The organism is Anianabacter salinae (assembly GCF_019061145.1).
Classification (GTDB): domain Bacteria; phylum Pseudomonadota; class Alphaproteobacteria; order Rhodobacterales; family Rhodobacteraceae; genus Anianibacter; species Anianibacter salinarum.
The window spans coordinates 810,674-834,484 of sequence record NZ_JAHQZS010000002.1 but is presented as its reverse complement, the minus strand read 5'-3'; the positions used below and the strand labels follow the sequence as shown (position 1 = coordinate 834,484).

Below are 23,811 nucleotides of genomic sequence, written 5' to 3'. Positions count from 1 at the left end.
GTTCAGGAAGGAAACGGTGCGCATGTCCGACCATGACGTCATCATCGCGGGCGGTGGCCCGGTGGGCATGGGGCTGGCGATCGAACTGGGCCAGCGCGGTATTCGCGTGCTGGTCATCGAACGGTATCCCGACCCGCAGCCGATCCCCAAGGGCCAGAACCTGACCCAGCGCACCACCGAGACGCTGCATTTCTGGGGCTGCGAGAAGGACCTGCGCGCCGCGCGTTCGATCCCCGCAGACGTGGGGATTGGTGGGCTGACCGTCTACAAGCACCTGCTGTCGGACTACCACTACGACTGGCTCAACCGCGCCAGCGTGAACGACTACTACCTCACGACGAACGAACGCCTGCCGCAATACGCCACCGAGGCGGTGCTGCGCGCCCGCGCCGAAAAGATCGACGCAATCGATATCCGCTATGGCTGGAGCGTCGAGCGGGTCGCCGACAAGGGCGACCATGTCGAGGTGCACACGGCCGAGCACAGGGGCGAGGCGCGCGAGGTACTGACGGCGAAGTATGTCGTGGGCTGCGACGGCAGCAAGTCGGCGGTGCGCGAAACGGGCGGCATCCCGCAGGCGCGGTCGGACCATGACAAGCTGATGGTGCTGTTGGTGTTCAACTCGATGGAGTTGCACGAGCTGCTCAATCGCTATCCCGGCAAGGCCTTCTACAACGTCCTGCACCCCGAGATGGAAGGCTATTGGCGGTTCTTCGGGCGGGTCGATGTCGGCAGCTTCTTCTTCCACGCGCCGGTGCCCGCCGGGACCACCGAGAACGACGATTTCACCGCGATGTTGCACGAGGTCGTCGGCCAGCCGTTCGATCTGGACATCACCTATGTCGGTTTCTGGGACCTGCGCGTGTCCATTGCCGAACGCTACCGCGCGGGGCGGGTGTTCGTGGCAGGGGACGCGGCGCACAGCCATCCGCCCTATGGCGGCTACGGGATCAACACCGGCTTCGAGGATGCGCGCAATCTGGGATGGAAGCTGGCGGCGGTGCTGAAGGGGTGGGGCAGCGATGCGCTGCTGGACAGCTACGACGCCGAGCGGCGGCCTGTCTTCCAGTCCACCGCGCGCGATTTCATCGAGCACTTCATCGACGACGACAACCGGTTCCTTCAGGCCCATGATCCCTCCCGCGACAAGGCGGCGTTCGAGGCGGCATGGTATGCGCGCAACGTGGGCGCCGCCGAGGTGGCGAAGTTCGAGCCGAACTACGAGGGCTCGCCCATCGTGGCGGGGAGTGGCACCCCCAGCGCGCGCGGCGATCACCGGTTCGAGGCGCGGGCGGGACACCACCTGGCCCCTCAGACCCTGTCGGACGGCGCGAATGTCTTTGACCGTCTGGGCCCCGGCTTCACGCTTCTGTCGCTTGGCGGTGCCGATCCGGGCGATGCCGCCTCTGCCGCTGCGGCGCGGGCAGGCATTCCGCTTGCTGTGGTCCGCGATACCGCCAAGACAGCATATGGCGCACCGTTCGTGCTGGTTCGGCCCGATCACTACGTTGCCTGGACCGGAACGCGCGCGGCCGATGCGGCCGAGGCGCTTTTGCTGGCAGCGGGCCATGCCCCGAACGAGATGCGCAAGCGCGCCTAAGGCGTCAGCAGGTAGGCCGCCGCGTTCATGATCTTGCCCCAGGGCACCTTGTCTCCCGCCTCGGCGCGGGCGAGATCATGGCGCAGGCGGTCGATGTCCAAGTCACGGGCGCGGGCCTGGTCGATGCGACCCGAGTCGATGTGCCCCGCGATCAGGCGCGACCGCGCCGTGACCAGATCGCCGTGCCGGTCAAGGCGCGACACCTCGACCTTGGCGGGATGGTCCAGCACCTCGGGCGGGACGGTGCCCTTGATGAGATCGCGCATCAACTGGCGCGGCGTTCCGCCCGCGCGGTACAGCCTGTCCGGCACGCCCATCGCGAAGTCGAGAAGGCGGGGATCGCACAGGGGATAGCTGTATTGCAGCCCGGCTGCTGCGCCCGCGACGCACCATGTCGTCATCCGCCGGGGCAGGAAGCCGTTGGTGAGATTGTCGATCACAACTTGCCGGGTCGTGCGGCGCCCCAGCGCGTCCTTCAAGGTGGCGAGGCGTGTCTGTCGCGGCGGCGCGGGCCGGAAATACGGGTTGGTTACGGGTTGCCCGCGCAGCCAGTGGCGCAAGACGTGAGAGGCGCCCCGGCGCAGCGCCGAGGGCGGCGGCGAGGCCCGGCCCGAGAACGACAGGGCCTGATCGCCGCCCCAGCCTGAGAAGATCGTCGCGATGTCTTTGCCGCGTGCCGCATCCAGCACCGGCCGTTCGGCCTCGTAGTCGAGGCAGAGCGGAAAGCGCGCCGGATCGACGGCAAGGAACGCCTCGAAGGACGCCGGGCCGCCCGGGCAGAACGTCAGGTCCAGCCCGGTCGCGCGGCGCACCGCGTCGATCTTGAGAGTGTCGGGATGCAGCGCCGCCTCGGTCCCCGGATCGGCGTGCCAGGCGAAGGCGGGCGGCGGGGGCAGGCCGCGCGCGCGGCAATCCTGCGCCAGAAGACCGGCGACCACCGAGGAATCGTAGCCGCCCGACAGGTGCACTCCGAAGGGTCCGGGCGACGCCATCCGGTCGCGCATGCTGTCCGCCAGCAGCGCGCGGCCCATCTCGATGCAGGTGCCGTCCGAGCCGAGTGTGATCTGCGGCGCATCCCTGGGGTCCCAGTAGCGCGAGACGGTGATCGTCTCGCCCCGCACGGTGGCGCAATGGGCGGCGGGCACGCGGCGGATGCCCGCGACCAGCGTGCGATGCTCGCCGTGCTCCATCGATCCTGTCAGGTAGTCCGCCAGCGCAAGCTGGTCGATGCGCTCGGGGTCCGGGCACCAGGCCCGAAGGCTCTCGATGTCGCTGGCCGCCGCGATGCCCTTGCCGGTGTCGGTGTAGAACACGCAGCGCGTGCCCGCCTGATCCGTGCCAAGGGTCAGAGATCCGCGCGCGCTGTCCCAGTGGACAAAGGCGAACTCGCCGCACAGGGTGCGCGGCACGCCCCGTGCCGGGTCGAAATGGCGGCACAGGCGCTTCGCCGCCGTTCCGGGGCCGGGCCAAAGGCCGCCGTCGAAGAACCGGCCCAGCACGACGCCTGCCACAACGTCCTCGCCGCGCGGCAGGTGCGCCGCCGAGACATGCCCGCGCGCGGCCATCTTCGCGCCCAGCCATACCGCAAGGCCCGGCGCTGACAGGTCGGGCGCCGCGCCGCCGCGCGCCGCCGCGTCCAGCGCAAGGGCGCCGGTCAGCACCAAAAAGGCGGGCGGGCCGTCGATCGGGTCGAATCGCATGGCGGCACGTCCTGTGGTTGCGGCGTCGGTGCCGATGTCGCCGGTTGCTGTGTCTCGCGCAAGAGGCAGGAACCGGCGGCCACTTTGCGACGTTCCCCCAGCAGCCACGTCCGCGCGAACGGAATTCCGCCTCATGCATCATCGCCCCGCAGGGCTGGACGGCAGAGACCTGCCCGTTTCGTGTCACAAAAGTGATTGTGTTGGCTTGTGCCTTCCCCCGCATGATCTGGTAGGGAGGCGCAGAGGGCAATGATGTTCAAACTGACCACGCACCACCTGTCATACCTGTTTGCCGGGGTCATGGCCGTGACCGTCGCCGTGCCGTCGGTGGCGGCCGACCGGGTGACGTTTGTCGTGCCCTCTGCCGTGCCGGACCTGCGTGAAGCGCTTGGCGCAACATCGAGCGTCGCGGCGCTGATCCGCGACACGCCGGACGCCAGCGGAGACGAAATTCTGGGCGCCGCGTTGTCGGACTATGCCGCCCTGACCCGGGTTCTTTATGCCGAAGGGCGCTATGGCGGCACGGTCAACATCCTGATCGACGGGCGTGAGGCTGCGGATATCCCGCTGCTCGACACGCCTGCCTCCATCCAGCGGGTGCGGATCGTCGTCGATCCCGGCCCTCTCTACCGTTTTGGCGACGTGCGGATCGGGCCGATCCACCCTGGCACCACCAAAGCCGTGCCGCAGGGCGGCGCGCCTGCGCGCGCGACCGATGTGCGCGACGGCCTCGACGCGGTCGTGACAGGGTGGCGCACGGTCGGTCACGCCTATGCCGCGCCCGCCGGACAGGACATCGTGGCCGACCATGCCAGCGATACGCTCGACGTGGCGGTGGGCATCGATCCGGGGCCGCGCATCACCTTTGGCCGCTACCGGATCGCCACGCCGTCGATGGTGCGCGAAAGCGCCATCCGCCGCATCGCGGGCAATCCCGAAGGGCTGACCTATTCGCCCGAGATCATTGCCGAGGCAGAGCGCCGTTTGCGCCGCACCGGCGCCTTTGCCTCTGTCACGATCACCGAGCCGGATGCACCTCCCCAGGATGCCGTCATGGATCCGGTGCTGCGGCTGGTCGACGAGAAACCGCGCCGCTTCGGCTTTGGGGCAGAGGTCGCTTCTGCCGAGGGGGTCACGGTGTCGGCGTTCTGGCTGCACCGCAACCTGTTCGGCGGGGCAGAGCGGTTCCGCGCCGAGGCCGAGGTCGGCGATCTTGGCGGCGCACGCAGCGGTGTCGACTACAGCCTGACCACGCGGCTGGACATTCCGGCGATCTATGGCACCGACACCGGCGGTTTCGTGATGGCCGAGGCCGAGCGCCGCAATGAGCCGACCTTCTCGACCGACCGGGTCGAGCTTGGCTTCGGTGTGAACCGGCGCCTGTCGGACCGGCTGACGTCCGAGGTGGCGCTGACCTACCTGTGGTCGCAGGCGACCACACCCTCTGGCACGCAGACCTTCAACCTGGTGAACCTGCCCGCGACGATCACCTATGACAGCCGCGACGATGCGCTTGATCCCACGAGCGGCTTTTATGCGCAGGCGGAAGTGACACCGTTCCTCGGGCTGGGCGCGTCCGCCAGCGGGGTGCGCGCCTATGGCGATGCGCGGGCTTACCGGGCGCTGGGCGGCAGCACGGTGGTGGCGGGGCGGTTGCAGTTCGGCACAGTCTATGGCCCTGCGCCGCAGGCGACCTATCCCGACTACCTGTTCTATTCGGGCGGCGGCGGCACCGTGCGTGGCCAGCCCTACCAGTCGCTGTTCGCCACCTATGCCAATGGCCAGACCGGGGGCGGGCAAAGTTTCGCGGCGGCGTCGCTGGAAGTGCGCCAGTCGGTGACGGACAACTTCCAGGCCGTCGGCTTTGTCGATTACGGGTTCCTCACCGCCTCCAGCGGGTTCTCGGGCGCGTCGGGTAGTCACGCGGGCGCGGGGCTGGGCATCCGGTACACCACGCCCGTGGGGCCGATCCGGTTCGACGTGGCGACGCCGATCTCGGGCAACACGGGGCAGGGGCTTCAGTTCTACATCGGCATCGGGCAGGCGTTCTGATGCGGTGGTGCGCGGCTCTTGCCGTTGCCGGTGTGCTGGCGACCGGCCCGTCCTTTGCGCAGGATGACGGCGACGACGGCGGGCGCGGGCTGCTTGAGGGCTTCCTCGAGGATGCACTGTCGAGCGCCGGGCGCGATGTGAACATCATCGGGTTCCGCGGTGCGCTGAGTTCGCGCGCGACGGTCGAGCGGCTGACGATCTCGGACGGCGAGGGCATCTGGCTGACCGTCGAGAACGCGGTGCTGGACTGGAACCGCTCGGCAGTGCTGGCGGGCCGGATCGAGGTGCGCGAGTTGACCGCCGACCGGATCGAGGTGCTGCGCCCGCCGGTGACGGAAGCCGCCGTGCCGTCCGCTGCTGCGCCCGGCTTTTCCCTGCCCGAACTGCCCGTGTCCGTGGATATCGACCAGCTTTCCATTCCGAGGATCGAGCTGGGGGAGGCGTTCCTTGGCGAGCCGGTTGCACTGGCCGTCGAGGGATCGGCGCAGCTTGCCGGGGGCGAGGGCGAGGCCGCGCTGTCCATCGACCGCATCGGGGACGCCGAAGGCCGGTTCGTCCTGGATGCCAGCTATGCCAACGAGACCGGGCGGCTGGCGCTTGATCTGTCGCTGGAGGAGGGCGCAGGCGGCATCGCCGCGCGGCTGTTGCAGATCCCCGGCGCGCCGCCGCTGTCGCTGACCATCGAGGGCGACGATCCGGTCAGCGATTTCACCGCCGAGATCATGCTGGCGACCGAAGGCACGCCGCGCGTGACCGGAACCGTGACGCGCGACGCGGCGGGCGAGGGCGCGGCGGAAACCTCGGTCGACATTCGCGGTGATCTGCGGCCCCTGACCGCCCCGCAATACCACGAGTTTCTTGGCGAAGCGGTGGCCCTGTCGGCCATCGTGACGCAAGGCAGCGACGGCAGCACCGGCCTGCGCCAACTGCAGCTGGAGACCGGCGCGACCCGGCTGACAGGGCAGCTTGAGCTTGCACCTGACGGCTGGCCGAGCCTTGTCGACATCAGCGGGCGGATCGAGACGGATGGCCGCGTGACCCTGCCGGTGGCGGGCGGCGATACCGAACTCGGCGAGGCCGACCTGTCGATCAGCTATGACGCGGCGCGGGGCGACCGATGGGCGGCACGGATCGCGGCGCGGCGGCTGATGCGCCCCGAGTTTTCCGCCGAGCGGCTTTCCATCGTTGGGCTGGGCACGATCGAGCGCAGCGGTGATGCGGTGTCCGCGCTGCGCGGCACCGTGCGGCTGGACGGAACCGGCCTTGATGCGGCGGTCCCTGCGCTTGCGCGGGCGCTTGGGGATGCGTTGGGCGGCTCGGCCCGTGTTCAGTGGTCGGATGCAGCGCCGCTGCGGCTTCAGGACATTGACATCAGCGGCTCCGACTACCGCCTGCAAGGCGATCTGCGACTGACCGGCGAGAACGAGGATGCGCCGTTTGCCTCGGCTCTCGATCTGCAGCTGTCCGCCGATGATCTGTCGCGGTTCTCGGGGTTGGCGGGGCGCGAGATTGGCGGCGGCGCGAACCTTGGCCTTGACGGGACCGTGTCGCCGCTGGCGGGCGGGTTCGATCTGGGCATCCAGGGAATGACCCGCGATCTGACGTTGGCGATCCCCGAGCTTGATGGACTGATCGGCGGCGAAACCGAGATCGAGGTGAACGTCGCGCGCGACGAGACCGGGCTGCGGTTTGATACGCTGTCGCTGGACGGACGCGGCGTGACGATCCGCGGTGACGGCGCCTTTGGCACCGACAGCGGGCAGGCCGACCTGACGCTGATCCTGCCCGACCTGTCGCGCATCCGCCCCGAGCTTTCGGGGCAAGCGCAGCTGCGCACCGATCTGGCGCTGGACGACGGGCGCATCGCGGCGCAGATCACCGGATCGGGGCCGGGCGCGCTGGCGCTGGACCTCGAGGCGGCGGCGCCATTCGACTACGACACCGGGCTTGGCGTCGTGGACGCAAAGGGGCAGTTTTCGGCAGAGGACCTGTCGGCCTACGCAGAGCTGGCCGGGCAAGACCTTGCGGGCCGCGTGTCGCTGGAGGCGAGCGCGAAGTTCAACCCGGACACCGGCGCGCTTGCACTGGCGGCGCAGGGGTCGGGCCGCGACCTTGGCGTCGGCATCGACGTGGCCGACCGTATCCTTGCGGGCCGCGCCGACCTGAACCTGACCGTCGAGCGTGCCCCTGATGGAACGCTGCGCATCGAAGACAGCCGCATCCAGACCCCGCAACTGACCGCCACCGTCTCGGGCGAGGTGGCAGCGGACACCGCGCTGGTGCGCTTCGACACGCGGCTGGCAAACCTTGGACTGGTCGCGCCCGGGTTCAACGGCCCCTTGTCGGTGGACGGCACCGTGACCCGCGCCACGAACGGCAGCTTCGAGGTTTCCGCTCAGGGCACCGGCCCCGGCGGCGTCACCGCGACCGTCGGCGGCACGTTGGCGCCAGATTTCGGCACTGCGGACCTGAACCTCCGGGGCACCGCGCCTCTGGCGCTGGCCAACACCTTCATCGCGCCGCGCCTGCTGAGCGGGACGGCGCGGTTCGATCTGGGGCTGAATGGCCCACTTGCCGTGAATTTCCTGTCAGGGCGGATCACCAGCAACGGCGCCGGTCTGGTGCTGCCGTCGCTGGGGCTGTCGCTGACCGGCATCGGCGCCGACGTGTCGCTGGGGCGCGGGCGTGCCAACCTCGATATCACCGGCGGGCTGTCGACCGGCGGCACGCTGCGCCTGACGGGCCCTGTCACGCTGAGCGGCGGCTATAGTGCCGATCTGTCGCTTGCGCTGAACCAGCTGGTCCTGACCGAGCCGGGTCTTTACGAGACGACCGCCGATGGCAGCTTGTCGATCGACGGGCCGCTGACGGGCGGGGCGGCGATCAGCGGTCAGATCAACCTTGGCCAGACCGAACTGCGCGTGCCCAGCGGCGGCGGGCCGGATGTCGCGGGGCTGGACATCCGCCATGTCAATGAACCTGCGGATGTGCGTGCCTCGCGCCGCCGCGCCGGGCTGATCGTCAGCGACATGGCCGGCAATGGCGGCAACGGGGCAGGGGCGGCCTATCCTGTCGACATCCGCATCTACGCGCCGAACCGGATATTCTTGCGCGGGCGCGGTCTTGACGCGGAACTTGGCGGATCGCTGCGGCTGCGCGGGACCACGGCGGACGTCATCACCGAGGGTGAATTCTCGCTCGTGCGCGGTCGGCTGGACATCCTGGGCCGCCGCCTTCTGCTGACGCAGGCGCTGGTGCGGCTGCAGGGGGATTTCGATCCTTTCGTGCGCATCGCCGCCGAATCCCGAACCGAGGACGTCCTGGTGCGCTTTGTCATCGAGGGGCCTGCGTCGTCGCCGGACCTCGCGATCACCTCGCAGCCCGACCTGCCGCAGGAGACCGCGCTGTCGCTGTTCCTGTTCGGTCGCAACCCCGAGGAAATCTCGGCGGTGCAGGCGCTTCAACTGGCGGCGGCGATTCGGACGTTGGCGGGCAGCGGCGGCGAGGGCCTTATCGGCAACCTGCGCGAGGCGCTTGGGGTCGACGATCTGGACATCGCGCAGGGCGAGGACGGCACCGTGGGTCTGCGCGCGGGGCGCTACCTGTCCGAGAACATCTATTCGGATGTGACGGTGGATGCCGAAGGCCGCAGCCGGATCAACCTGAACCTCGAAGTGTCGCCCAGCGTCACCGCGCGCGGCACCGCCGGTTCGGACGGCAGCACCGGCCTCGGGATCTTCTTCGAGCGCGATTATTGACCTGCGCGGCGATCAAAGCGGCAATTCGGGAAAACCACTTCGACCGCCGCTCAGGCGGATGGCCGTCGTTTTTCCCGCACATCCCGCCGTATTCGACCCGTTTGTCCGGCTTTCGCTGGAATAGCCTTCGACATGGTTGCACTCTATCCCAAGTTTTGTTTGGGTAGAGAAGAAGTTCAGACAGGCCACCAAAGGCCTGCGGTAAAACAGGGAGCCACGCGTGGCATCTAGCGAAAACGGCGGCGCGTTCGTCGCGTTTGATCGCGTTCAGAAGTCGTATGACGGCGAGACTCTCGTCGTCAAAGACCTGAACCTCTCGATTTCAAAGGGCGAGTTCCTGACGATGCTCGGGCCGTCCGGGTCGGGCAAGACGACCTGCCTGATGATGTTGGCCGGGTTCGAGACCGCGACCCACGGCGACATCCTTCTGGATGGCAAGCCGATCAACAACATCCCGCCCCACAAGCGCGGGATCGGCATGGTGTTCCAGAACTACGCCCTGTTCCCGCACATGACGGTGGCCGAAAACCTCGCCTTCCCACTGGAAGTGCGCAAGATCGGCAAGTCCGAGCGGGAGAAGAAGGTCAAGCGCGCGCTCGACATGGTCCAGATGGGCGATTTCGGCGGCCGCCGCCCGGCGCAGCTTTCGGGCGGTCAGCAGCAGCGCATCGCCCTGTCGCGCGCTCTGGTGTTCGAACCCGAGCTGGTGCTGATGGACGAGCCGCTGGGCGCGCTCGACAAGCAACTGCGCGAGCACATGCAGTTCGAGATCACCAACCTGGCGCACCAGTTGGGCATCACCACGGTCTATGTCACGCACGACCAGACCGAAGCGCTGACAATGTCCGACCGCGTGGCGGTGTTCGACGATGGCCGCATCCAGCAGCTCGACGCGCCGGACACACTGTACGAGCAGCCAAAGAACAGCTTCGTCGCGCAGTTCATCGGCGAGAACAACACGCTGCACGGCAAGGTCGAAGAGATGAAGGGCGACACCGCGATGGTCCGCCTCGACAACGGCGAGGTCATCGAGACCGTGCCGGTCAACGTCAAGAACGTCGGCGATCGCACCCTGATCTCGATCCGGCCCGAACGTGTCGAGATCGACAAGGGGCGACTTTCGCCCGACGCGCACACGCTCAAGGCCGAAGTCATGGAGTTCATCTACATGGGTGACATCTATCGCACGCGCCTCAAGGTGGCGGGACGCGACGATTTCATCATCAAGACACGCAACGCCCCCGATCAGCGCCGGCTGAAGCCGGGCGAGATGATCGACATCGGGTGGCGTCCGCAGGATTGCCGGGCCCTAGACGCATAAGAACAAAGCAATATCCCCGCGCCAAGGGTCGGCCCGGACCCGCGGGGAGGAACGTATCGGGACCATAACGGAGAGGAATATCATGAGACTGAAGACACTCCTTCTAGCCAGCAGCGGTATCATTGCCGCAGGCATGGCACACTCCGCGGCGCACGGGGAAATGGCCGATTCCATGACGCTCGTGTCCTGGGGCGGCGCCTATCAGAACTCGCAGCAGATGGCCTATGTCGTCCCCTACCTCGAGATGAATCCTGACGTCAGTGTGACCTGGGACGAGTCCTCGAACGAGGCCGTCGCCAAGCTGCGTGCGATGAACGAAGCGGGCAACGTCACCTGGGATCTCGTCGACGTGGTGGCATCGGATGCCATCCGCCTGTGCGACGAAGGCCTGGCGATGGAAATCGACCACGACGAGATGCTGGCGCCCGCGCCGGACGGCACCCCGGCGTCGGAAGACTTCGGCGACCTGATCGTGTCGGATTGCTACATCCCGCAGATCGTCTACTCGACCACCGTGGGCTATCGCACGAACGTCGAGGCGTGGAACGGCAACACGCCGACCGACATCTGCGCGTTGTTCGACACCGAGACCTTCCCGGGCCAGCGCGCGCTTGAGAAGCGCCCGATCAACAACATGGAATGGGCGCTGCTGTGTGACGGCGTCGCCAAGGAAGACGTCTACGACGTGCTCGAGACTTCGGAAGGCCAGGATCGTGCCCTTGCCAAGCTCGACACCATCAAGGACGACACCGTCTGGTGGTCGGCAGGCGCCGACACGCCCCAGCTTCTTGCCGACGGCGAGATCGTGATGGGCTCCACCTACAACGGCCGCCTGTTCTCGCTCATCGTCGAGCAGGACCAGCCGGTCGAGATGCTCTGGGACGCGCAGGTGTTCGACCTTGACGGCTGGATCATTCCCGCCGGCCTGCCCGAGGATCGTCTGGCCCGCGTGATGGACTTCGTCCGTTTCGCGACCGACACCCAGCGCCTTGCGGACCAGTCCAAGTACATCTCGTACGGTCCGGCCCGTGCTTCGTCGGCCCCGATGGTCGGCCAGCACGCCGAGCTTGGCATCGAGATGGCGCCGCACATGCCGACCGATCCGGCGAACGCGACGAACACCTTCCTCTACAACTACGAGTGGTGGGCGGACTATCGCGACGATCTGGACGCCAAGTTCCAGGCATGGCTCGCACAATAAGTCTTTCGGCGCGCGCCTGACGCGCGCCGTTTGATCCGGCCCGGGCGGGATGCCGCCTGGGCCTTTCCGCAAAATCTGGAGCGATCCCCGATGCCCAAGGGCTATGTAATCGGACATATCACGGTGAACGATCCCGAGGCGTACAAGGAGTACGTCGAAAAGGACACGCCGATCCTTGAGGCGCTGGGGGGGCGCTTTGTCGTGCGCGGTGGACAATCGGAAACGCCCGAAGGCCGCGCCGAGAACCGCCACGTCGTCATAGAATTCGAAAGTTACGAGCAGGCGCTGAAGGCCTATCACGATCCCGCCTACCAGGAGGTCGCAGATATCCGGCGCCGCACCGCCACCAGCACGATCATCGTCGTCGAGGGAACCTGAGCCATGACCAGCAGCGCCACCGATCCCGACGCCTTCACCGGGGCGACACCCGACAATGCGCTGCGCGATGCCGACCGCGCCGAAGGCCCGATGCTGGCCGCAGACGGCACGCCCCTGAAGAAATCGCTGATGCGCGCCCTTCGGCGCGAGAAGATGCGCGCGCTGATGCTGATCGCGCCGCTGCTGATCTTCATCCTCGTCAGCTTTATCGCGCCGATCATCGACATGCTGTTCCGGTCGGTCGAGAACCAGATCGTGTCGGAAACGCTGCCGCGCACCGTCATCGCCCTGGACGACTGGGATTACGAATCCGGCGAGTTGCCGGACGAAGCGGTCTACCGCGCGCTTGCCTATGATCTTGTCGCCGCCGAAGCCGAAAAGCGGCACACCCGCCTTGGCTCGCGCCTGAATTACGAGACCACCGGCATCTCGTCCCTGTTCCGTCGTTCTGGCCGCGACATCGACGATGTAGGCGAGGTTTATGCCGACCAGTTCATCGCCCTGAACGAAGCCTGGGAAGAGCCCGCATTCTGGGTCGGCCTGATGGCGTCCGAGACCTGGATCGAGGATCAGGCGGAATGGGCCGCCCGCGCTGCCGATGAAGAAAATTTCGACCGGGCCGAGCCGCGGTTCCGTCTGCGCGACGGCGTCGCCGAGGTTCTGCCGCAGACAGCCAGCGCCTATTCCGAATTCGCCCGGATCACCCAGGTCGAGGACGAGGACAGCCCGACCGAGGAAGAGCCGTGGTTTCCGGTCTACATGGCACTTTATCATGACCTGATCGACAACCCGGACGCGGCAGGCGCCTACGGCGGCCAGATGGCCGAGGTGCTGGGCGCCGCGGCAGAGGCCGCGCCCGGCTTCGAGTCGCAGGACATCCGCCAGACATTCCTCGACATCGAGGAGGGTTGGGGCGACCTTGAGGTCTGGGGCACCATCGAGGCCTTCTCGAACCCCTACACCGCCGGGTATTTCCTTGCGTCCGTCGACCTGCAACTGACGCCTGCCGGGATCGAGGCCAAGCCGGACAACGAGAGCATCTATATCCTCTTGTTCGAGCGCACCCTGTTCATGTCGCTGGTCATCATGGGCTCGTGCATCCTTCTGGGCTATCCTATTGCCTACCTTCTCTCGACGCTGCCGCTGCGGGTCTCGAACGTGCTGCTGATCCTTGTGCTGCTGCCGTTCTGGACCTCGCTTCTGGTGCGGACGTCGGCGTGGAAGGTGCTGCTGCAACAACAGGGCGTCATCAACGACATTCTCGTCTGGCTGGGCCTGGTCGCCGACAACGAGCGCCTCGTGATGATCAACAACCAGTTCGGCACCATCGTGGCGATGACGCACATCCTGCTGCCGTTCATGATCCTGCCGCTCTATTCGGTGATGAAGACGATCCCGCCGACCTATGTGCGTGCCGCCAAGTCGCTGGGTGCGACCAACTGGACAGCATTCTGGCGGGTGTATTTCCCGCAGTCGGTGCCGGGCATCGGCGCGGGGTCGATCCTCGTGTTCATTCTTGCGATTGGTTACTACATCACGCCCGAACTGGTGGGCGGCACGACGGGCACGTTCATCTCGAACCGGATCGCCTATCACATCTCGTCGTCGCTCAACTGGGGGCTTGCCGCCGCGCTGGGGACGATCCTGCTGGTGGTCGTGCTGGTCCTGTATTGGGTCTACGACAAGATCGTCGGCATCGACAACGTGAGCCTGGGGTAAGCCATCATGTCCGAACTGACCGTAGACACACCGCGCCCGTCCCTGACCGGGTTCACCTTGCCGCTGACCACCGCATTCGGCGCCTTCTTCGGCCTGATCGCCGGGTCGGCCAGCGGATCGGTCCTGATCGGGCTTGTGGCAGGGGCCGTGATCGCCGCGGCGCTGGCGTTTGGCCTTTGCACGCTGCACGGTAACAAGACCATCCGGCGCGGCCACGGCAAATGGATCGGCGCAGCTGTCTTCGGCGTGCTTGGCCTGATCGTCGGGGGCGTGTCCGGCCTTCTGGCGGGGGCCCTCATCGGGATCGCGGTCGGCTGGTTCGCGCTGTGGCTTCACACCGGAGCCTACCGCGACAACGTGCCGATCTACGCGACCGGACCGCAGGTGCTTTGGCACAACACCTTCCTGTTCATCTGCGGCGCGGTGTTCTTCTTCCTGATCGCGCCGATCCTGACGATCATCCCGCTGTCATTCAACGCCGAGAACTTCTTTACCTTCACGCCCGAGATGATCGCTCTCGATCCCGAGGGGTATTCGCTCAAGCATTACAACGACTTCTTCACCAACCCCGACTGGCAGCAGGCGCTGTGGAACTCGGTCAAGATTGCACCCGCCGCGACGTTCATCGCGGTGTCGCTTGGCACGCTCGCTGCGATCGGCCTGAGCCAGAGCCACGTTCCGTTTCGCCGCGCGATCATGGCGATCATGATCTCACCAATGATCGTGCCGCTTATCATCTCGGCGGCGGGCATGTATTTCTTCTATTCGCGCATCGGGCTGCAGGGCACCTATGTCGGCGTCGTTCTGGCCCACGCCGCGCTTGGCATTCCCTTCGTCATCATTACCGTCACCGCGACGCTGGTGGGCTTTGACCGCTCGCTGACCCGCGCGGCGGCGAACATGGGGGCCAACCCCGTGACAACCTTCTTCAAGGTGCAGATGCCCTTGATCCTGCCGGGGGTGATCTCGGGCGGGCTGTTCGCCTTCATCACGTCGTTCGACGAGGTGGTCGTGGTGATCTTCGTGGGCTCGGCCAACCAGCAGACGCTGCCTTGGCAGATGTTCACCGGCTTGCGTGAACAGATATCGCCGACGATCCTTGCGGTTGCGACGATCCTGGTCTGCCTGTCCATCGCGCTGCTGACGACGATCGAGCTGCTGCGCCGCCGGTCTGAAAAGATGCGTGGGCTGTCGCCGGGCTGATCGCGGCCCATCCGTTTCCGGAATTCCGACAATGCGCCGCAATTTAGCCCTTTATGATGCCTAGCCTCTACCCCAACACCGCGTTCGACGGGTTGGGGCATGGCAGACTACGACATATGGGTTCTGGGCGAAGCCAACGTCACGATCAGTGGCGGCGGGCAGCTTGACGGCGTCTCGCAGGGCAGCGGTGTGCACCTTGCCGGGCGCACGATCACGCTGAACAACCGTGACTGGGCGCCGGTCGCAGTCACCGACAACGACACCAGCTTTCAGGACAGCGACAGCTCTCAGCGGCTGAACGGTGCGCAGACGATCAACGGTGTGCTCTATGCGAACGGCACCGTGGTCGAGGCGGAGTATTCATTCACGGTCTCGGACGGAACGACCAGCTACACGCTGATCGGATTCAACGTGAACAATGGCAGCCCGGCCTACGGAACCATCGAAGGCGTGGCTTTTGTCGGGCCGCCCGGAAGCTGGCCGCCGACCGGCGTTCCGCTGACGATCACCGCGACACAGGAAGGCCCAAACATCCCGGCGGCGAACTATGTCACGCCGATCTGCTTTGCAGCGGGAACCCTGGTCGAGACGCCGCATGGCCCGCGCCGGGTCGAGCGGTTGTGCCCGTGCGACATGGTCACGATCCACGGCGGGGGCGCGGCGCCGCTGCGCTGGGTCGGGCGCGGACGTCACCGCCCCGCACCGGGAGAGGGGCCAGTCCGGTTCCGCGCGGGCGCACTTGGCAATCCGCGCGATCTGGTGGTCTCGCCGCAACACCGCATCTACGTCGAGGACTGGCGCGCGGAGCTTCTGTTCGGAACAGAGGCCGTGCTGATCGCGGCCAAGGATTTCGTGAACGGAGTCGATGTCGTTCAGGACGAGGTCGATATCGTGACCTACGTGCATCTGCTGTTCGACAGTCATCAGATCGTGCTGTCCGAAGGCGTGCCGACGGAAAGCCTGTATCCCGGCCCTTTCGCCATCGACGCCATGACCGAGGATGCACGGCGCGAGGTGCTGGAAATCTTCCCCGGCATCGTCGATCACCTTGGCTTCGGGCCGGTCGCCGCGCCGCGTCTCAAGGCGCACGAGGCGCGGGTGCTGCTTGCGGCGTGACCCGCCTGCCTAGCCCAGCACCGCCAGCCACAGCCAGATCGTGATGACCGAGCTTGCCGTCGCGATCAACACCGCCGAGGCTGCAACACGTTTGGCCACGCCGTAGAGGTTGGCGAAGATATAGGTGTTCACCCCCGGCGCCATCGAAGCCGTCAGCACCGCAGAGCGCATCTGCCCCTGGTCGAGGCCTGTCATCCCGCCCATCCCCAGAACCACGAGCGGATGTAGCACCAGCGATACCGCGCAGACATATGCTACCGTGCGCAGGTCGCCTTCAGGGCGATAGCGATAAAGCACACCGCCAAGGCCGAACAGCGCGGCGGGCAGGGCGGCGCTGCGCATCATTTCAAGCGCGCCGGTCAGAACACCCGGTACAGGCGCGCCGGTCAGGTTGACGGCAAAGCCCAGTGCGATGCCGATCACCAGCGCGTTGTTGAACACGGCGCGTCCGATGGCCTTCACGGTTGCCGCAGCGCCCTTGCCGCGCGCGCGGATCGTCTCCATCACCGACAGGCCGAGGATGTAGCAGAACGGCGCGTGCACCGCGATAATGGCGTAGTTCGGGCCAAGCGCGTCGGCGCCGTAGGCCCGTTCGGTGATCGGCAGGCCCAGCAGGACCGAGTTCGAGAACAGGCAAGAAAACCCGATGGCGACGCTGTCCTCCCACGGGCGTTTGAACAGCAGCCGCGCCCCGAACAGGCCCGCCAGAAAGCCTGCGGTTGCTCCGGTGTAGAAGCTGCCCAGAAGCGCTGGGTCGAAGTCTGCGCCCAAGTCGAGCGTCGAGATCGCGAGGAACAGCAGGCAAGGGATGGCGAAGTTCTGGGTGAACTTCATCAGCGCGTCGACCGCGTCGTCCGAGAACAGCCCCCGCCACCGCGCGGCATAGCCAAATCCCATCACCAGAAAGACCGGCAGGATGACTTCGATCAGCGCCTGCATGACCGCCCCGGTATCGTGTCGCGGGCGCCCGGCCGCGTTTCAGACCTCATATCGGAGGACCATGCCGTCAAAGGCCGGGGTGATGTGGTCCGGCGTCTCGGCGTCGAGCGTGGCGTAGTCCAGATCGATGTGCATGTTGGTCAGCACCGCGCGGGCGGGCTTGACCCGGTCGATGGCGGCAAGCGACGTGGCAAGGTGGAAATGCGTCGGGTGCGGCGTGCGGCGCAGGCAGTCGATGACCCAGCAGTCAAGGTCCGACAGGATGTCATAGACGCTGTCGTCGCGGATCTCGGCCACGTCGGGCAGGTAGGCCAGCGGCCCCATGCGAAAGCCAAGCGCCTCGATCGAGCCGTGGTTGACCTCGAACGGGATGAACGGGATCGCCCCGCCGGGGCCGTCGATGTCGAACGGGCCGTGGATCGTGTGCATGTCGAGGATCGGCGGATACGGGCTGTCGCCGGGTTGCACAAAGGCATAGCCGAACCGCGAGAACAGGGCATCCTGCGTGTCGCCATCGGCCCAGACGGGCAGACGGCGCCGGGTGTTGAAGACGATCATGCGCAGATCGTCGATGCCGTGGACATGGTCGGCGTGGCTGTGGGTGTAGACCACCGCATCCAGCGTGCCGATGCCCGCATCCAGAAGCTGCGCGCGCAGGTCGGGCGAGGTGTCGATCAGGACGCGCGTCGTTCCCTCTGCAGTCTCGCGTTCGACCAGCATGGAGCAGCGGCGGCGCGTGTTGCGCGGGTTCGACGGATCGCAGTCGCCCCAATGCCCGCCCAAGCGCGGCACGCCGCCCGAGGACCCGCATCCAAGGATGGTGAACCGCAGCTCTGCCATCATGCGGCCTTGCGCCACTGGGCGGCCTTCCAGAACAGCCGGTCAAAGTTCGCTTCGGTCTGCGCGGCGAAATCGGCATAGTCCATGCCCATCGCCTCGGCGACGGCGCGGGCGGTGTGGGCGGAATAGGCAGGCTCGTTGCGCTTGCCACGGTGGGGGGGCGGCGCAAGGTAGGGGCTGTCGGTCTCGACCAGAAGCCGGTCGCGCGGGGCGGCGGCGAAGATGTCGCGCAGCGCCTGCGACTTGGGAAAGGCCGCGATGCCCGAGACCGAGAGGTAGAACCCCAGGTCCAGCGCGGCCTGCGCCAGCCCGGCGCCCGAGGAAAAGCAGTGCATCACGCAAGGGTAGGCGCCCGCGCGGTGTTCCTCGGTCAGGATGCGGGCCATGTCGTCATCGGCGTCGCGGGCATGGATGATGAGCGGCAGGCCAGTCTGCCGCGCCGCCTCGATGTGGATGCGCAGTGAGGTTTGCTGAATTTCGGCGCTTTCGGCGGTGTAGTGGTAATCGAGGCCCGTCTCGCCGATGCCGACGAATTTGGGGTGCGCGGCCAGCGCGGTCAGGTCCTCGACCGTGACCAGCGGCTCGGCGGCGGCGCTCATCGGGTGGGTGCCTGCGGCATAGAAGACGGGGTCATGCGCCTCGGCGATGGCGCGCACTTGCGGTTCTTGCCGCAGCCGCGTGCAGATCGTCACCATGCGCGCGACGCCAGCGTCCTGCGCGCGCGCGATGATCGCCTCGCGCTCGCCATCGAAGTCGGGAAAGTCCAGGTGACAGTGGCTGTCGGTGATCGCGGGGGTCGGTGTCATCGAACCTTTCAGGCGGCCAGACGACCGCCCATGTCGTTGATCTTGAGGAGGGTATCGAGGATGAGCGCGGAGGCGTCAAGGTTGACCGCCCGCCCGTGGCGCAGCCGCGCGCCGATGTCGTGGTGCAACTCCGCCCAGCCGCGCGCGGCACGGTCATGCGGGGACAGCCGGGCCAGCAGCGCCGCCTCGCCGGGGGCGGCCTCGATCAGCGGCGGTCCGGTGATCCCTGCGCGCGCCAGCCGCGACAACAGCGTGTCGATCAGCCCGATGGTGAGGACGAAACGGTCGTCGGCGCCGCGTCCGGCAACGCCATCGGCCAGCTTCAGGATCTGCGCGCGGTCGGACCGGGGTGCCCCGGCATAGGCGGCGACAAGCTGGGCATAGATCGCCAGGCCGCCAAGGTTGGCCAGGCGCAGCGCATCGCCCACCGATCCGCCAGACAGCTCTGCCAGCGCCGGGGCGTCCGGGCCGGGATCATGCCCCGCCTGCGCCAGCGCCTCGGCCATCGCAGCAGGGTCCAGCGGCGCGCAGCGCAGCACGCGGCAACGCGAGCGGATGGTCGGCAGCAGGCCAGAGGGGCGATGGCTTATCAGCAGAAGCACCGTGCGCGGCGGCGGTTCCTCCAGCAGCTTGAGCAGCGCGTTCGCGGCGTTCGGGTTCATCTCGTCGGCGTCGTCGACGATCACGACGCGCCGCCCGCCGTCCGTCGCGGACAGGGTGAAGAAGGATTTGAGGCGCCGCACGTCGCCCACGACGATCTCGGTGCGCAGGCGGTCGCCCTTGTCGTTCGGCCCGCGCCGCAACAGGAACAGGCGCGGCTCTGACAATGCGAGGGTCTGGCGGTAGACGGCGCTGTCCTCTGGGATCCCCAGCGAGGTCGGGGCAGGGGGCGCGTCGCCGAACAGCCCGCCGCCCGCATCGACAGGTTCCGACAACAGGAACCGCGCGATCCGCCAGGCCAGCGTCGCCTTGCCCACGCCGCGCGGCCCGGTCAAGAGCCAGCCGTGGTGCATCCGCCCGCCATTGTAGGCGCCGAGAAAGTCACGCTCTGCCGCGTCCTGCCCGATCAGGCGAGCGGTTTCACGCGGGTGCGGCGCGCCGGGGGCGCGGTCGGGTTCTGGAAGGACGTCGTCGGTCATCGCGGCGCAGTGTCGTCCACCACGGCCAGAACGTCACGCGCGATTTCCTCGGCGCTGCGGCCGGCATCGACGACACGGCAGCGATCGGGAAAGTCGCGGGCGAGGCCCAGGAACCCGGCGCGCACCGTGCGTTGCAGGTCGAGCCCCATGGATTCAAAGCGCGCCTCGTCGGTGCCGCGTGCAAGGCCCCGGCGCAGCGCGGTTTCGGGGTCCATGTCGAGGATCAGGGTCAGGTCCGGTTCCCGCCCGATCACCGCGTCGTGGATGCGGTCGACCAGCGCGCGCAGATCGCCGCGCGTGGCGCCCTGGTAGATGCGCGTGGAGTCGGCAAAGCGGTCGCAGATCACCGTTTCGCCCCGGTCCAGCGCGGGACGGATGGTCTTTTCCAGATGATCGCGGCGCGCGGCGGTGAACAGCAGGATCTCGGTCTCGGGCGACCAACGGCCCGCGTCTCCGGTCAGGACGAGGCGGCGGATTTCCTCGGCGCCGGGGGCGCCGCCCGGCTCGCGGGTCTGGACCACGGCCGATCCGCGTGCGCGCAGGGCATCCGCAAGGCGTTGGACCTGCGTGGATTTCCCCGACCCGTCGATGCCTTCGAAGGTGATGAAGCGGCCCCGTTCGGGGGCAGGTGAGCCGCCGCTCAAAGCGGCGCGGCCTCGGCGGAGATGTAACGCGACATCAGCACCTCGGCGGCGGTGCGCAGGCGCGGCAGGAACCCGCCGCGCGCAACCGGACGATCTGCGACCAGCGGCACCCGCACTTCGGGCATGCCTTCCAGCCGGATCGTCAGATCGGCGATTTCCTGACCCTCGGCAATCGGCGCCTCGATCGGGCCGCGATAGGTCACTTCCGCCTCGATGCCGTCGCGCTCGTTCGCAGGGACAAGCATGGTCACGCCGCCCGCAGGGACAAGCCCCACCGTGGCCCGCGCGCCCATCCAGACATCTGCGGTCGCAATCACGGTGCCTTCTTCGACCACGGTGCGCTGCACGAACTGGCGGAACGCCCAGGAGACGATGCGCTCGGATTCCTCGGCGCGCTGTGCCTCGGACTCCATGCCGGACAGGACGAACACGATGCGGCGGTCTCCCTGCACGGCGGACCCGACAAGACCGTAGCCCGCTTCCGTGGTGTGCCCGGTCTTGAGCCCGTCCGCGCCGATGCCCAGCTTCAGCAGCGGGTTGCGGTTGAACCGGTTTTGCGGCGCGCGGCCGTCGTATTCAAACTCGGTGAGCTTGAAATAACCGTAATACTCGGGAAACTCGGTGATGAGCCGTGTCGCCAGCTTGCCCAGATCACGCATCGACATGCGCTGGTTCGGATGCGGCCACCCCGATGCATTGGCGAAGGTCGAGGATGTCAGTCCAAGATCCGCCGCACGGTCGTTCATCAGCCGCGCGAAGGCCTCTTCCGTCCCGGCCAGACCTTCGGCCACGACAACGCAAGCGTCGTTGCCGGACATCACGACGATGCCCTTGATCAATTGCTCGACGGTGGGACGGTCGGTCTCGTTGAGGAACATGGTCGAGCCGCCCATGTCCTTGGCGCGCGTCGATACCCTGAATTCCGTATCGAGCGTGACACGTCCGTCGCGCAGCGCCTCGAACAGCATGTTCAGCGTCATCAGCTTCGACATCGACGCGGGCGGCAAGGCGGCATCGGCGTTCTTGGCCAGAAGCACCGTGTCGGTGGTCACGTCATAGAGAAACGCCGATCCGGCCCGCGTGTCGAACGCGGCCCGTGCCGGAAATGCGGCGGCAAGGGCCATGAGGAGGATGGAGAGAAGAATCGTGATCCGTGTCATGGCCCTTGTGCTACCCTGTCTTGCGGGGTCAGTTCGACACGAAATACGCGTCCTCGAACCCCATCGCCTTCACGTTGCCGAGAAGCGCCGCTCGTTCGCTTTCAGACGCCGCCGGACCGACCGTCACCCGCCAGTATTTCTTGCCGTTCGAGCTGTCGGGAATGACATTGGCCGTCATTCCCTTGGCGCGCAGGTTTCCGCCGGTGCGGGTGGCGTTGTCCTCGATGCTGAACAGGCCGATCTGGATGAACGGCTTGGACAGGCTCGACGGAGCGCGCGTCGCCGCCGCCAAGGTCGGTGCGGGCGCGGCGCCGGTGGCAACCGCCGGTGCAGGGCGCGGCGCAGGGCTTCCCGCCGCCGCAAGCGCTTCTGCCGCAAGTGCGCGGCTTTCCGCATCATTGATCCCCGTGCCGGTGTCCGGCGCATCCAGCGATGCAGTCTCGACCGCAGGCGCGGCAGGCAGAGCGCCCGATGCGGCAACCTCGCCGCCCACGGGCACTTCTTCACGGCGCAGCGCGGTGACGTTCAACTCGGTTGGCGATCCGGCCAGCATGCCGATCGCGGCGGCGGCGTCCGAGGACACCTGGAAGTCCGGGCCGGGCGTCGCCCGTTCCTTGCGGAACAGCGCGCCGATCACGAATTTCCCGTTCGCCTCGTTGCGGATGATCACGCGCTCCGGCTCGCCGACATCGGGATGCGCGACCCAGACCCCGCCCAGCGACGGGCGCCCGTCCCACAGCCCGCCGGTGGTCTTCTGAAACACATCGGGTGCCTCGACGTCGCGGTCGACCAGCGTCACCGAGGTCGGAGACGACGCCGCCCGCGTGCCGGTGTCCTTCGATCCGGAGAAGGGGAACGTCGCGCCGTCGCTGCAGCCCGCCAGTGCCGTCAATGCGACGAAGGAAAGGACATACCGCCCCTTGGGAAAACTTGCCATACCATGCCCCTTGTGCCGCGGCTTCGCCGCTTGTTCTCATGCTCGATCAGGTCGGGCTGTTCCGCCCTTTGAGGCATCATACAGTTTTCAGCGAATCTTGGGAAGTCCCGAGGCACAGGTTGGCGGATTTCTGGTCCCGGCATGCCGCACCTTCCAGAATCGGCACGAGGCCCATATTGCTTCACGAACCCGGAGGAGTGGCAGAGTGGTCGATTGCAACGGTCTTGAAAACCGTCGGACGTGAAAGCGTCCCGTGGGTTCGAATCCCACCTCCTCCGCCACTTGCGCGAGGCCGAGATCGGCACCGACCGCCTGTTCGGGCGCAATCAATCCCTGTGGTTTTCCGGCGAGATCAGCGAGACCGACCATCTCTTGAGCATCGGCTACGAGGCGCCCGAGTTGATCGGCCAGAACCCCGTCTTCGGTATCAGGGCGTATCGCCACCAGATCAACAAAGGCGCTGTCCTGAATTTCGATACGGTCAGCTGCGGCGCCGTGCCGTATCTGCGCTGGACGCTGGGCGGCGGCACCGAGGTCATGGCGGGCGTGGCCTATTCCCACGACACGATATCCAACCTGCCTGCGGGTGGGTCGGCGATCCTGCGTCCAGATGCAGGCGACCGCGACCGCCTTGCGCTGCGCCTTGGGATCTCGCGCGGCTTTGCGATGCCGCAAGCGTCCTGGGGTGTGACCGGACAGGCGGAATTGACGCAAGACATCGCGGTGACCTCGCGGGACACCAGTTTCCTCGTGTCGCAGGGCAGCCTGTCGATGCAGGCCACACATCCCGGGGGCGCGGTGCGTGTCTCTGGCGCGTTGACCGGCGGAACGGTCCAGATGCTGCGCGGAAATTCCAACGTCGGTGACCGGTTCTTTCTGGGCCAGAGCCTTGTGCGCGGATTTGCGTTCGGCGGGATTGGCCCGGTGGACCAGAGCGTTGCCGGCAGTCCCGCTCTGGGCGGGAACAGCTATGTCGGGGCCCAGTTCGATTTCCGTTTCCCCGGGGCAATCCCCGGGGCCGCAAAGTTCACGCCGGGCCTGTTCGCCGATGCAGGCTCGGTCTTTGGGCTGAACACCATCGCGGGCGATCCTGCCGGGCTGAACGCCGTCGACGACGGCTTGCACCTTCGCGCCTCCATCGGGTTGTCGTTGTCCTATGACACCGGCTTTGGCGAGATCTCTGCCTATGTCGGCCAGGCGGTTCTGAAGCAGACAAATGACCGGACCGAACAGATCCAGGTCAGCTTTGGCGCGAAGTTCTAGTCAGGCCGCAAGACAACTCTGGTCGCAGGGCCCAA

Annotated in this window: 18 protein-coding genes and 1 tRNA gene; 11 read left to right on the top strand and 8 right to left on the bottom strand. The window is 67.0% G+C overall.

Annotated features, from left to right (window positions below; all coding sequences use genetic code 11):
- The first annotated feature begins 22 nt into the window (after nucleotides 1–22).
- Complete coding sequence (locus tag KTJ87_RS08625; RefSeq protein WP_267138690.1) at nucleotides 23–1,600, top strand: FAD-dependent monooxygenase; 1,578 nt, start codon at nucleotides 23–25, stop codon at nucleotides 1,598–1,600.
- On the opposite strand, the gene KTJ87_RS08620 is transcribed toward KTJ87_RS08625, so the two are convergent.
- Nucleotides 1,597–3,300 (bottom strand): asparagine synthase-related protein, encoded by a 1,704-nt coding sequence (locus tag KTJ87_RS08620; protein ID WP_267138689.1) that lies wholly within the window; start codon nucleotides 3,298–3,300, stop codon nucleotides 1,597–1,599. The two genes, KTJ87_RS08625 and KTJ87_RS08620, sit on opposite strands and share 4 nt — an antisense overlap.
- Nucleotides 3,301–3,549: 249 nt before the next feature.
- Here KTJ87_RS08620 and KTJ87_RS08615 point away from each other — a divergent pair, with 249 nt between their 5' ends.
- From KTJ87_RS08615 to KTJ87_RS08580, 8 genes are all read left to right on the top strand, one after another.
- On the top strand, nucleotides 3,550–5,352 hold the full coding sequence (locus KTJ87_RS08615) for an autotransporter assembly complex protein TamA (protein WP_267138688.1): 1,803 nt from the start codon (nucleotides 3,550–3,552) through the stop codon (nucleotides 5,350–5,352).
- Nucleotides 5,352–9,110, top strand: a complete 3,759-nt coding sequence (locus KTJ87_RS08610) for a translocation/assembly module TamB domain-containing protein (RefSeq protein WP_267138687.1) — start codon at nucleotides 5,352–5,354, stop codon at nucleotides 9,108–9,110. The genes KTJ87_RS08615 and KTJ87_RS08610 overlap by 1 nt, the downstream gene beginning before the upstream one ends.
- 220 nt (nucleotides 9,111–9,330) lie before the next feature.
- On the top strand, nucleotides 9,331–10,431 hold the full coding sequence (locus KTJ87_RS08605; protein WP_267138686.1) for an ABC transporter ATP-binding protein: 1,101 nt from the start codon (nucleotides 9,331–9,333) through the stop codon (nucleotides 10,429–10,431).
- Nucleotides 10,432–10,513: 82 nt separating this feature from the next.
- Nucleotides 10,514–11,632 carry an extracellular solute-binding protein gene (locus tag KTJ87_RS08600; RefSeq protein ID WP_267138685.1) on the top strand — a complete coding sequence of 373 codons (1,119 nt, stop codon included), beginning with the start codon at nucleotides 10,514–10,516 and terminating at the stop codon, nucleotides 11,630–11,632.
- Between the two features lie 90 nt (nucleotides 11,633–11,722).
- A complete protein-coding gene (locus KTJ87_RS08595) occupies nucleotides 11,723–12,010 on the top strand; it encodes a DUF1330 domain-containing protein (RefSeq protein WP_267138684.1) in 288 nt (95 codons plus the stop codon).
- Nucleotides 12,011–12,013: 3 nt separating this feature from the next.
- Nucleotides 12,014–13,729 (top strand): ABC transporter permease, encoded by a 1,716-nt coding sequence (locus KTJ87_RS08590; protein ID WP_267138683.1) that lies wholly within the window; start codon nucleotides 12,014–12,016, stop codon nucleotides 13,727–13,729.
- 6 nt (nucleotides 13,730–13,735) lie between these two features.
- Nucleotides 13,736–14,932 carry an ABC transporter permease gene (locus KTJ87_RS08585; protein WP_267138682.1) on the top strand — a complete coding sequence of 399 codons (1,197 nt, stop codon included), beginning with the start codon at nucleotides 13,736–13,738 and terminating at the stop codon, nucleotides 14,930–14,932.
- A 99-nt stretch (nucleotides 14,933–15,031) separates the two neighbouring features.
- A complete protein-coding gene (locus KTJ87_RS08580; protein ID WP_267138681.1) occupies nucleotides 15,032–16,048 on the top strand; it encodes a Hint domain-containing protein in 1,017 nt (338 codons plus the stop codon).
- Nucleotides 16,049–16,057: 9 nt separating this feature from the next.
- Here the strand turns inward: KTJ87_RS08580 and KTJ87_RS08575 are convergent, their stop codons facing one another.
- From KTJ87_RS08575 to KTJ87_RS08545, 7 genes are read right to left on the bottom strand one after another with little or no spacing between them, the layout of a single operon-like run.
- Entirely contained in the window at nucleotides 16,058–16,987 is a 930-nt protein-coding gene (locus KTJ87_RS08575; protein ID WP_267138680.1) for an AEC family transporter, read from the bottom strand.
- A 39-nt stretch (nucleotides 16,988–17,026) separates the two neighbouring features.
- Complete coding sequence (locus tag KTJ87_RS08570) at nucleotides 17,027–17,827, bottom strand: MBL fold metallo-hydrolase (protein WP_267138679.1); 801 nt, start codon at nucleotides 17,825–17,827, stop codon at nucleotides 17,027–17,029.
- On the bottom strand, nucleotides 17,827–18,633 hold the full coding sequence (locus KTJ87_RS08565) for a TatD family hydrolase (protein ID WP_267138678.1): 807 nt from the start codon (nucleotides 18,631–18,633) through the stop codon (nucleotides 17,827–17,829). Before KTJ87_RS08565 ends, KTJ87_RS08570 begins: the two co-directional genes overlap by 1 nt.
- An 8-nt stretch (nucleotides 18,634–18,641) precedes the next feature.
- Nucleotides 18,642–19,772, bottom strand: a complete 1,131-nt coding sequence (locus KTJ87_RS08560; protein ID WP_267138677.1) for a DNA polymerase III subunit delta' — start codon at nucleotides 19,770–19,772, stop codon at nucleotides 18,642–18,644.
- A complete protein-coding gene (gene tmk, locus KTJ87_RS08555) occupies nucleotides 19,769–20,416 on the bottom strand; it encodes a dTMP kinase (RefSeq protein WP_267138676.1) in 648 nt (215 codons plus the stop codon). Before tmk ends, KTJ87_RS08560 begins: the two co-directional genes overlap by 4 nt.
- Nucleotides 20,413–21,576 (bottom strand): D-alanyl-D-alanine carboxypeptidase family protein, encoded by a 1,164-nt coding sequence (locus tag KTJ87_RS08550; protein ID WP_267138675.1) that lies wholly within the window; start codon nucleotides 21,574–21,576, stop codon nucleotides 20,413–20,415. The genes tmk and KTJ87_RS08550 overlap by 4 nt, the downstream gene beginning before the upstream one ends.
- A gap of 28 nt (nucleotides 21,577–21,604) precedes the next feature.
- Nucleotides 21,605–22,513, bottom strand: coding sequence for an SPOR domain-containing protein (locus tag KTJ87_RS08545; RefSeq protein ID WP_267138674.1), 909 nt, complete (start codon nucleotides 22,511–22,513; stop codon nucleotides 21,605–21,607).
- A gap of 191 nt (nucleotides 22,514–22,704) precedes the next feature.
- Between KTJ87_RS08545 and KTJ87_RS08540 the strand changes: the two genes are divergently transcribed.
- Nucleotides 22,705–22,794: transfer RNA gene (locus tag KTJ87_RS08540), tRNA-Ser, on the top strand.
- Nucleotides 22,754–23,776, top strand: a complete 1,023-nt coding sequence (locus KTJ87_RS08535; protein ID WP_267138673.1) for a BamA/TamA family outer membrane protein — start codon at nucleotides 22,754–22,756, stop codon at nucleotides 23,774–23,776. Before KTJ87_RS08540 ends, KTJ87_RS08535 begins: the two co-directional genes overlap by 41 nt.
- Nucleotides 23,777–23,811 lie beyond the last annotated feature (35 nt).

What these genes read in the sequence shown, in the direction of transcription:
- KTJ87_RS08545 (WP_267138674.1), bottom strand. Translation starts at nt 22,513, where the DNA reads ATGGCAAGTTTTCCCAAGGGGCGGTATGTCCTTTCCTTCGTCGCATTG.
- KTJ87_RS08615 (WP_267138688.1), top strand. Translation starts at nt 3,550, where the DNA reads ATGATGTTCAAACTGACCACGCACCACCTGTCATACCTGTTTGCCGGG.
- KTJ87_RS08565 (WP_267138678.1), bottom strand. Translation starts at nt 18,633, where the DNA reads ATGACACCGACCCCCGCGATCACCGACAGCCACTGTCACCTGGACTTT.
- KTJ87_RS08625 (WP_267138690.1), top strand. Translation starts at nt 23, where the DNA reads ATGTCCGACCATGACGTCATCATCGCGGGCGGTGGCCCGGTGGGCATG.
- KTJ87_RS08620 (WP_267138689.1), bottom strand. Translation starts at nt 3,300, where the DNA reads ATGCGATTCGACCCGATCGACGGCCCGCCCGCCTTTTTGGTGCTGACC.
- KTJ87_RS08580 (WP_267138681.1), top strand. Translation starts at nt 15,032, where the DNA reads ATGGCAGACTACGACATATGGGTTCTGGGCGAAGCCAACGTCACGATC.
- KTJ87_RS08560 (WP_267138677.1), bottom strand. Translation starts at nt 19,772, where the DNA reads ATGACCGACGACGTCCTTCCAGAACCCGACCGCGCCCCCGGCGCGCCG.
- KTJ87_RS08590 (WP_267138683.1), top strand. Translation starts at nt 12,014, where the DNA reads ATGACCAGCAGCGCCACCGATCCCGACGCCTTCACCGGGGCGACACCC.
- KTJ87_RS08550 (WP_267138675.1), bottom strand. Translation starts at nt 21,576, where the DNA reads ATGACACGGATCACGATTCTTCTCTCCATCCTCCTCATGGCCCTTGCC.
- KTJ87_RS08585 (WP_267138682.1), top strand. Translation starts at nt 13,736, where the DNA reads ATGTCCGAACTGACCGTAGACACACCGCGCCCGTCCCTGACCGGGTTC.
- KTJ87_RS08570 (WP_267138679.1), bottom strand. Translation starts at nt 17,827, where the DNA reads ATGGCAGAGCTGCGGTTCACCATCCTTGGATGCGGGTCCTCGGGCGGC.
- KTJ87_RS08575 (WP_267138680.1), bottom strand. Translation starts at nt 16,987, where the DNA reads ATGCAGGCGCTGATCGAAGTCATCCTGCCGGTCTTTCTGGTGATGGGA.
- KTJ87_RS08595 (WP_267138684.1), top strand. Translation starts at nt 11,723, where the DNA reads ATGCCCAAGGGCTATGTAATCGGACATATCACGGTGAACGATCCCGAG.
- KTJ87_RS08600 (WP_267138685.1), top strand. Translation starts at nt 10,514, where the DNA reads ATGAGACTGAAGACACTCCTTCTAGCCAGCAGCGGTATCATTGCCGCA.
- KTJ87_RS08610 (WP_267138687.1), top strand. Translation starts at nt 5,352, where the DNA reads ATGCGGTGGTGCGCGGCTCTTGCCGTTGCCGGTGTGCTGGCGACCGGC.